At 73.5% G+C, this 1,151-nt stretch carries 2 protein-coding genes; one reads left to right on the top strand and one right to left on the bottom strand.

The features are described from left to right. Positions 1–110: 110 nt before the first annotated feature. Positions 111–302 (top strand): acyl-CoA carboxylase subunit epsilon, encoded by a 192-nt coding sequence (locus B100_RS0133545; protein WP_024888696.1) that lies wholly within the window; start codon positions 111–113, stop codon positions 300–302. Between the two features lie 498 nt (positions 303–800). On the opposite strand, the gene B100_RS0133540 is transcribed toward B100_RS0133545, so the two are convergent. Next, positions 801–1,151 (bottom strand): ATP/GTP-binding protein (locus B100_RS0133540; protein WP_024888695.1); only part of this gene is annotated, 351 nt, incomplete at its 5' end.

The following is a 1,151-nucleotide window of genomic DNA, read 5'->3' as shown; positions in this document are numbered from 1 at the left end:
CCGAGACCCGCGAGGTGCTGATCCGTTCGCTGGCGATGCTGCAGACCAAGCACGCCGACCTGCCGTCGCGCAAGCACGGCAACCCGCCCCAGTAACTGGGAGAACAGACGATGACGACACCTGACATCCGCGTCGAGAAGGGGCACGCCGAGCCGGAGGAGGTCGCCGCGATCACGGCGATCCTCATGGCCCGCGCGGCCACCCCGCCGCCGGCCGAGCCGGCCCACCGGGGCCGGCCCCGGGCGGGCTGGCGCCGCCTGGAACGCGAACCAGGCTTCCGAGCCCCCCACAGCTGGCGCTGACCCAGAAGGGCCCCTCCTCACCAGGAGGGGCCCTTCTGCAACCCCCCAGGGGCGCGGGGAACTGCGCGACCAGCCCAGTGCGACCCGCACCCGGCATGGGACAGTCCCCGGCACCCCGGTGGCCGTAACGCCCGCTGCGCAACTCGGCGCTACGAGGCACCGCCTGCGCCCACCCGTGCCGCCCCAACGGCACGACTGCCCGCAGGCGGGTGGGCTACCGCCCCCAACGGCACGACTGCCCGCAGGCGGGTGGGCTACCGCCCCCAACGGCGCGGGGCTGCGGGCAGGGCAGCGCCCCTCAGGGGCGCGGGGAACTGCGCGACCGGCCCCCACCGGCCCGCACCCGGCGGGCGAGAACTCCCGGCACCCCGGTGGCCGTAGGGGGAGGCTGCGGAACTCGGCGCTGCGAGGTGCTGCCACCCCGGTGGCCGTACGGCTGCACGCACCAGCCCCCCGCGGCAGCGCGCCGTGGGGGGCTGGTGTGAGTGTGGGGGAGGGCTAGCGGAGGCGAGCCATCAGGGCGTGCTCCACGAGCGTGATCAGCGCCGACTTCGCATCGGCCCGATGCCGCGCGTCCGTCGTGATGATCGGGGTGTCGGGCCCGATCTGCAGCGCCTCACGCACCTCGTCCGGCTGGTACGGCTGCTGTCCGTCGAAGCCGTTGAGAGCGATGACGAACGGCAGACCGGAGTTCTCGAAGTAGTCGACCGCCGGGAAGCAGTCGGCCAGACGACGCGTGTCGACCAGCACGATCGCGCCGATGGCGCCGCGGACCAGGTCGTCCCACATGAACCAGAAGCGGTCCTGGCCGGGTGTACCGAAGAGGTACAGGATCAGGTCCTGGTCCAG

This window comes from Streptomyces sp. CNH189 (assembly GCF_000527195.1).
The sequence above is the reverse complement of the archived record's forward strand: the minus strand, read 5'-3'. Positions and strand labels throughout refer to the sequence as shown.